This is a genomic window from Herbaspirillum sp. UBA812 (assembly GCF_002296545.1).
GTDB lineage: Bacteria > Pseudomonadota > Gammaproteobacteria > Burkholderiales > Burkholderiaceae_D > Herbaspirillum > Herbaspirillum huttiense.
Map to the genome: position 1 here is coordinate 1 of NZ_DBIC01000100.1, position 6,920 is coordinate 6,920.

8 protein-coding genes and 1 pseudogene are annotated in these 6,920 nt (G+C 63.8%); 5 read left to right on the forward strand and 4 right to left on the reverse strand.

The annotated features are described in order from the left end of the window. The coding region (locus tag B3873_RS06345; RefSeq protein ID WP_286864716.1) for an MCP four helix bundle domain-containing protein at positions 1 to 330 on the reverse strand (330 nt) is incomplete at its 3' end. Between the two features lie 267 nt (positions 331 to 597). On the opposite strand from B3873_RS06345, the gene yaaA reads away from it, so the two are divergent. Continuing rightward, positions 598 to 1,374 (forward strand): peroxide stress protein YaaA, encoded by a 777-nt coding sequence (gene yaaA, locus B3873_RS06350; RefSeq protein WP_121041951.1) that lies wholly within the window; start codon positions 598 to 600, stop codon positions 1,372 to 1,374. Positions 1,375 to 1,431: 57 nt separating this feature from the next. On the opposite strand, the gene B3873_RS06355 is transcribed toward yaaA, so the two are convergent. Together B3873_RS06355 and B3873_RS06360 are read right to left on the reverse strand one after the other, a co-directional pair. Further along, entirely contained in the window at positions 1,432 to 1,836 is a 405-nt protein-coding gene (locus B3873_RS06355; RefSeq protein ID WP_134222792.1) for a hypothetical protein, read from the reverse strand. Positions 1,837 to 2,064: 228 nt separating this feature from the next. Further along, entirely contained in the window at positions 2,065 to 2,865 is an 801-nt protein-coding gene (locus B3873_RS06360) for an outer membrane protein assembly factor BamD (protein WP_286864717.1), read from the reverse strand. Between the two features lie 112 nt (positions 2,866 to 2,977). On the opposite strand from B3873_RS06360, the gene B3873_RS06365 reads away from it, so the two are divergent. Together B3873_RS06365 and pgeF are read left to right on the forward strand one after the other, a co-directional pair. Continuing rightward, on the forward strand, positions 2,978 to 4,096 hold the full coding sequence (locus tag B3873_RS06365; protein WP_286864718.1) for an RluA family pseudouridine synthase: 1,119 nt from the start codon (positions 2,978 to 2,980) through the stop codon (positions 4,094 to 4,096). A gap of 12 nt (positions 4,097 to 4,108) precedes the next feature. Beyond that, complete coding sequence (gene pgeF / locus B3873_RS06370; RefSeq protein ID WP_286864719.1) at positions 4,109 to 4,855, forward strand: peptidoglycan editing factor PgeF; 747 nt, start codon at positions 4,109 to 4,111, stop codon at positions 4,853 to 4,855. Between the two features lie 39 nt (positions 4,856 to 4,894). Here the strand turns inward: pgeF and B3873_RS06375 are convergent, their stop codons facing one another. Beyond that, positions 4,895 to 5,788 (reverse strand): LysR substrate-binding domain-containing protein, encoded by an 894-nt coding sequence (locus B3873_RS06375; protein ID WP_121041943.1) that lies wholly within the window; start codon positions 5,786 to 5,788, stop codon positions 4,895 to 4,897. A 159-nt stretch (positions 5,789 to 5,947) separates the two neighbouring features. Here B3873_RS06375 and B3873_RS06380 point away from each other — a divergent pair, with 159 nt between their 5' ends. Together B3873_RS06380 and B3873_RS06385 are read left to right on the forward strand one after the other, a co-directional pair. Further along, the gene (locus B3873_RS06380; protein WP_276838370.1) at positions 5,948 to 6,733 is read left to right on the forward strand and encodes a sulfite exporter TauE/SafE family protein; all 786 of its coding nucleotides are present in this window, start codon (positions 5,948 to 5,950) and stop codon (positions 6,731 to 6,733) included. Next, a pseudogene (locus B3873_RS06385) lies at positions 6,730 to 6,920 on the forward strand (hypothetical protein); the annotation flags it as partial. The gene B3873_RS06380 and the pseudogene B3873_RS06385, both read left to right, overlap by 4 nt.

Consider the following 6,920-nt stretch of genomic DNA (forward strand, 5'->3'; position numbering starts at 1 on the left):
GGGCATGTTGACAAGCGGCTCGTACTTGTCGAGCGCTTTGTTGAGCCCGGCCATCATGTCGCCGATGACCTTTTCATTGGCTTCCACGTTGGCCTCGTTGCCGGGCAGCAGGTGCTGCAGTTGCACGGTGCGAATGCGGGCCAGCGCCACCTTGGCTTCCAGCGGATAGCGCACGCTGGGCAGGGAATTGGTCGCAATCTCGGTGGACGCATCGTTGACGCGCGAGAGTTGCACGATGGAAAACACCCCCAGCACGCCAGTCAGCAGCAGGATGGTGGCGAAGGTCAGGAGCAGCTTGCGGGCGATGCGCAGATCGTAGAACCAGTTCATGGCGTTTCCTTGGCGTGGGATCAGATGGGATGCGGCGCGGCAATGCAGGCGGGGGCTCGGGCGATGGATGGCGGGCAGAAGCGGATTGCCATTTACGTCCAATGCTTCAGTGTAGGAGCCGGGTGCCAGGGATCAAAGCCCCAACAGCCGGGCTTTTGTTGTCCAAATTTTCATATCGGCTCCAAACCACGCTACCGCACGCAAGCGCCCCGCTTTGGGTATCATGGCGGCCACCTTGTCCCAACCTGATCATTGGATGAACGCCTCATGCTGATTGTTTTGTCTCCCGCCAAATCGCTGGACTACGACACACCGCCCACCACGGACCTCCACACTACACCGGCCTTCGTGCCGCGCTCGGCGGAACTGATCGAAGTCCTCAAGACCAAGTCGCCGGCCGAGATCGGCAGCCTCATGGGCATCTCCGACCAGTTGTCGGTGCTCAACGTGAACCGCTATGCCAGCTGGTCGCGCAAGTTCACCACCAAGAACGCCAAACAGGCGGTGCTGGCCTTCAACGGCGATGTCTACGAGGGGCTGGATGCGGGCTCGCTCAAGGCCAAGCAGCTCGACTACCTGCAGAACCACGTGCGCATCCTGTCGGGCCTGTACGGCATGCTGCGTCCGCTGGACCTGATGCAGCCGTATCGCCTGGAGATGGGCACCAAGCTGGCCAATCCGGGCGGCAAGGATCTTTATGCCTTCTGGGGCAACGAGATCACCGAAGCGCTCAATGACGAACTGGCGGCACAGAAGACGCCGGTGCTGGTGAACCTGGCTTCGGAGGAATACTTCAAGGTGGTCAAGCCCAAGCTGCTCAAGGCGCAGGTGATCTCGCCGGTGTTCGAGGACTGGAAGGGCGGCAAGTACAAGATCATTTCCTTCTACGCCAAGCGGGCGCGCGGCCTGATGGCGCGCTATGCGGCCGAGAAGAACATCAGCCAGCCGGAAAAGCTGAAGGCCTTCGACGTCGAAGGCTATGCCTTCGCGCCGGAAGCCTCCAGCGAGAGCAGTTGGGTGTTCCGCCGCAAGCTGGAAGGCTGAGCGGCACGCGGCGGTGCCGGAGCGGAGCTGCGCGCTTGAGCGCAGCGGCTGGGCAGATCAGGCCTCGGGCGGAGTGGTCGCAGTCTGCGATCGGGCCGTCTCCCGCGCCACCAGTTGCCAGCTGCGCTGAGCGCCGAAGCCCAGGAAGAGCATGAAACTGAGGTACATCAGCAGGAAGCTCCAGAAGATTGCATCGACCTGGGAGGCCGCTGCCGTGCCGTAGCAGGCACCCGCGCAGCGAGCGGGCGGGGAAATCATGCCGATCAGGTACAGGCCGACGAAGGTGGTGGAGATGCTGCCCAGGATGCTTGCCGTCAACAGCCCCGCCGCACGCTTGAGCGTGAAGATACGGTCTTGGGTGCGTTGATGGATGTGCTTCATGCGATTGACGAAGAAGCCGATGACGGCCAGCGGCGGCAGCGCCAGGCCGGCCGCGACGGCAGTGAGAAGTCCGTTGCTCATGGTGTTGTTTTTTCTGATCTTCTGTTGAAGGGGCCGGGACACGGTCTCACGCTGCCCTGTCTGGCGAGCGACCTGCGCGCAATTCGCCGGGGCAGGCGATCGGCAAGATAGACCGCCCGCCCGAAGCCGCGTTCACTTCACTCCAAACGAAAATGCCGCCCGGTTCATCACCGGGCGGCATTTTTTCATCAGCACACGATCGTCAGACCTGCGTGGCAATGGCTTCCATTACCAGACCTTCCACCACGGCTTGGCCTTCTGCTTGGGACCGCCGTTGTACCAAGGGCTGTTGGGGTAGGTGGCCTGGATGATGCGTTCGGTATCTTCCTTCAGCTTGGTCTGGCCCAGGGCTTCATAGGAGCGCATCAGGATGAACAGCGCCTCTTCATTGGCCGGGGAGTCCGGATATTGCTTGATGGCCGCTTGCGCACGGTTGGCGGCTGACACGTAGGCACCACGGCGGAAGTAGTAGTTGGCCACGTGGACGTCGTACTGGGACATGGCATTGACCAGGTATTTCATGCGGGCAATGGCGTCCGGGGTGTACTTGCTTTCCGGGAAACGTTCGGCCAGCAGCTTGAACGAATCGAAGGCGTCACGCATGGCCTTGGGATCGCGCTCGGTGTTGTCCTGGTCGGTGAAGGTGTCGAAGATGCTGGTGCGATCATTGAAGTTGATCAGGCCACGCAGGTAATACATGTAGTCGACATCGGGGTGGTTCGGGTGCAGCTTGATGAAGCGGTCCACCGCCGCCAGGCCTTGTGCCTGCTCGTTCTGGCGGTAGTAGGCGTAGGCGATGTCCATCTGCGCCTGCTGGGCGTAGGTGCCGAACGGGTAGCGCGATTCCAGCTTCTCGAAATACTTGATGGCCTTGTCGTAGCCGCCGGCATTCAGTTCATCCTTGGCTTCCGAGTATAATTTCGAGGCAGACCAGCCGACCGTCTCGTCTTTTTGTTCCGGCAAGAGGCCGCAGGCGGTGAGCGAGAGGGCAAAACCGATGATGAAGAACTTCAATAAGATTTTGTGCATGACTCTTGTGTGCTTGTCTGGGACTATCAGTTGTGCATGGCGCTGAGCGCCTACCCGAGCCGGCTGCATCGATACCCGAAATACAATCAACCCGATCCGGCGATTATAGCTGATGTCACGTAAGAAACCCCTTCCGATTACAAAAGGCGATGAGCCTGTAAAGACCGACCTCCCGCTGGAGGACGATTTCGATGACGGCGAGCAAGCCGGCGACGAAAGCGTCTCCGGCCTGGAGCCCCTGAGTTTCCGCCTGGATGACGAGGTCATCGGCCAGCGGCTGGACAAGGTTCTGTCCGGCCTCATGCCCGAATTCTCGCGCAGCCGCATCCAGCAATGGATCGAAGACGGCCACGTCACCGTCGACGGCGCGCCCGCCAAGGGCAAGATGACCATGCTGGGCGACGAGCTGGTGGAGGTGGCACCGCAATCGGTGCCGGCCGACCAGCCCTATGCCCCTGAAGCCATGGCGCTGGACATCCTGCACGAGGACAAGTCCATCATCATCCTCAACAAGCCTGCCGGCCTGGTGGTGCATCCGGCGGCCGGCAACTGGAGCGGCACGCTGCTCAACGGCCTGTTGCATCATTGCCCGGGCCTGGCCAACGTGCCGCGCGCCGGCATCGTGCACCGGCTGGACAAGGAAACCAGCGGACTGATGGTGGTGGCCAAGACCCTGGCCGCCCAGACCGACCTGGTGCGCCAGTTGCAGGCACGCAGCATGAAGCGCCAGTATCTGGCCCTGGTTTGGGGCCTGCCGCAGCTGTCCGGCACCATCAACGCGCCGATGGCACGCCATCCGCGCGACCGCATCAAGATGGCGGTGTCGCAAAGCATGCGCGCCAAGCCGGCGGTGACCCATTACCGTCGCCTGGCCACCGGCGAGATCGATCGCAAGCCGGTCAGCCTGGTGCATTGCCGCCTGGAAACCGGCCGTACCCACCAGATCCGCGTGCATCTGCAGTCGCTGGGTTTCGCGCTGGTGGGCGATGCGCTCTATGGCAAGCAGCACCTGGCCTCGGTCTTCCCGCGCCAGGCCCTGCTGGCCGGGCGCCTGGGCCTGGTGCATCCCACCTCGGGCAAGTTCCGCCAGTGGGCCGCGCCCTTGCCGGCGGATATCGAAGCTCTGCTCAAGAGCGCCAACATCGATCCGGCCCTGGCGGTGATCCCCGAGATGAGCGAGGAAGCCGATCCGGTCCTGGGCGACTATGACGAAGACGATGACGACTATTGAGCGAGCCCGTCCATGGAATTGCTGATCCCCGACTGGGCTGCGCCTGCCAACATCGGTGCCCTGACCACGCTGCGTGCAGGCGGCTTCAGTTCCGCGCCGTATGGCGACGGGCAGGGCGGTGGCGGCCTGAACCTGGGCACGCATGTCGACGATGACCCGGCGCTGGTAGCGCGCAATCGTGCGCTGCTGCGCCGTTTGTTGCCGTCCGAACCGGCCTGGCTGACGCAGGTGCATGGCGTCGCCGTACTGGACGCCGCCGCATTGCCCGATCGGCCCACGGCTGATGCATGCATCAGCAGCACGCCCGGCGCGGTGTGCGTGATGATGACGGCCGATTGCCTGCCGGTGCTGTTCTGCGACCGCGCCGGCACGGTGGTCGGCGCGGCCCATGCGGGTTGGCGCGGACTGGCCGGCGGCGTGCTCGAAGCCACCGTGGCCGCCATGCGCGCGCGCGGCGCGCAGGACATCATCGCCTGGCTGGGGCCGGCCATCGGGCCGGAACAGTTCGAGGTCGGTGCCGAAGTGCGCGAGGCCTTCATTACGCAGCAGACAGCAGCGCAACATGCCTTTCGCGCTTATCCGGGCCGTCCCGGCAAGTACCTGGCCGACATCTATCAGCTGGCCCGCCAGCGGCTGGCCAGCATGGATGTGCATGATGTCAGCGGTGGCAGTCTGTGTACCGTGAGCGATGCACGTTTCTATTCCTATCGGCGAGACAAGACCACCGGGCGCATGGGCTCGCTGGTCTGGCTCAAATGACGATGGCGGCTCTGCGGAGCCGCCATTTTTCTTGATGCCTCACGGGTGGCGCTGCAAGGCATGGATCAGTTCGCGCGTAGGTCCCGGCAAGCCCTCCAATCCGCGCACGCAGATGAGCAGCTGGCGGCGGCTCCAGCCGTCGGTGAGCGGGATGGCGCGAATGTCCATGTGCGCCGCGCAGTCCTGGGCCGCCGTCGCCGGAATCACGGCCACGCCGACCTGATGCTCTACCATGCGGCAGATGCCGTCGAAGCTGCGCAGCCGCACGCGGTATTGCAGACGCCGCCCGGCACGCGTGGCATGGCCGGAGAGATGCTGCTGCAGCGCGCTGTCGCCCGACAGCCCGACGAAATCCTCTCCCAGCAATTCGCTGAAGGCCAGTGACTTGCGGCGCGCCAGCGCATGCTTCTTCGATAGCACCGCCACCAGATGATCCTGGCGGAAGGGATAGGTCTGCAGCGGCCCGCTGTCGGTGGAGTCGGCGATGATGCCGACATCGGCCACCCCATCGACCACCGCTTGCACCACTTCATAGCTCAGTTTTTCTTCCAGTTCGATATCGGTGTGCGGATGGCGCGCGAGGAAGCGCGCCAGCACCTCCGGCAGGAACTCGGTCATGGCCGAGGTATTGCACAGCAGGCGGATATGGCCTTTCAGGCCTTGCGCATACTGGCCCAGTTCATCGCGCAATTGTTCCATCTGCTGCGCCATCATGCGCGCGTGGTGGGCCAGCGCGCGGCCGGCATCGGTGGTCTGGACGCCGCGCCGGCCGCGCTCCAGCAAGGCGGTGCCCAGAGCATCTTCCATGTTGCGAATGCGCGCGCTGGCCGAGGCCAGCGCCATGTGGGCACGTTCGGCCCCGCCAGTGATGCTGCCGCTTTCCACGATGTGCAGGAAAAGACGCAGGTCGGAGAGTTCAAAGCGATGGCTCATCGGCGTACGGGGCACGGGAAGGAGAGGTAGCGAGATATTGTGCCTTCGGCCAGGCCGAAGGCTGGCTAAGTGTATTCCACATTTCCAGCGCGGGCGAGGACTGGCAGACTGGGAATCCCTGATCTTCCGCTGCCTGCCATTCCCGGCCATTTTCCTGTCATGCCCAGCCTGCTTTCCCTCGTCGACATGAATGCCACCATGCTTGCCATGAGCCTGGCAGTATTCCTGCTGGCCGGTTTCGTCAAGGGCGTGATCGGTCTGGGCTTGCCGACGGTGGCGGTCGGATTGCTGAGCCTGGTAATGCCACCGGTACAGGCGGCGGCCTTGCTGATCCTGCCGTCGATGGTCACCAATGGCTGGCAGCTGGCCACCGGGGGCGCGTTCCTGATGCTGGCAAAACGCCTGTGGACGCTGCTCGCCGGCGTAGTGACCGGCACGCTGGCCGGTGCCGGCTTCATGCGCGGCGATGGTGGGCGGCATGCCATCGTGGTGCTGGGCGTAGCACTGATGCTGTACGCGCTGGCCGGTCTGGCGGCGTGGACGCCCACGGTGCTGCCGCAGCGGGAACGCTGGTGGTCGCCCGTGATCGGTCTGGCCACCGGCTTGGTCACGGCGGCCACCGGCGTGTTCGTGATTCCGGTCGTGCCCTATTTGCAGGCGCTGGGTTTGCCGCGTGACCAGTTGATTCAGGCGCTGGGCTTGTCCTTTACGGTCTCCACGCTGGCCCTGGCCGTCAACCTGGGGCAGGGCGGAGCCTTCAGTGCAGGCGTAGGCTGGGCCTCGCTGATCGTGCTGGTGCCAGCCTTGTTGGGCATGGCCATCGGTACCCGCGTGCGGACCTGGGTGCGTCCCGCTACCTTCCGTCGCTGCTTCTTCATCGGCTTGCTGCTGCTGGGAGTGCACCTGGCCTGGCATCTGGTCGATCTGACGGGAGCAGCGCGATGAGCCTCGGTCCCCTCCATCCCTGCGGCTGGCAGATCGAAGGCCCCAAGCAACGCCAGGCCAACGAGGTCCATGTCTATGCCTGGCTCGATGGCAGCATGATCGCCATGCTTGATTGTGAGTTACGTGACAGTGGCGGGTTGAAGTTACGGATGGGCTCTTTCTCGCCCCCCCGGCGCGGGTCGGGCGG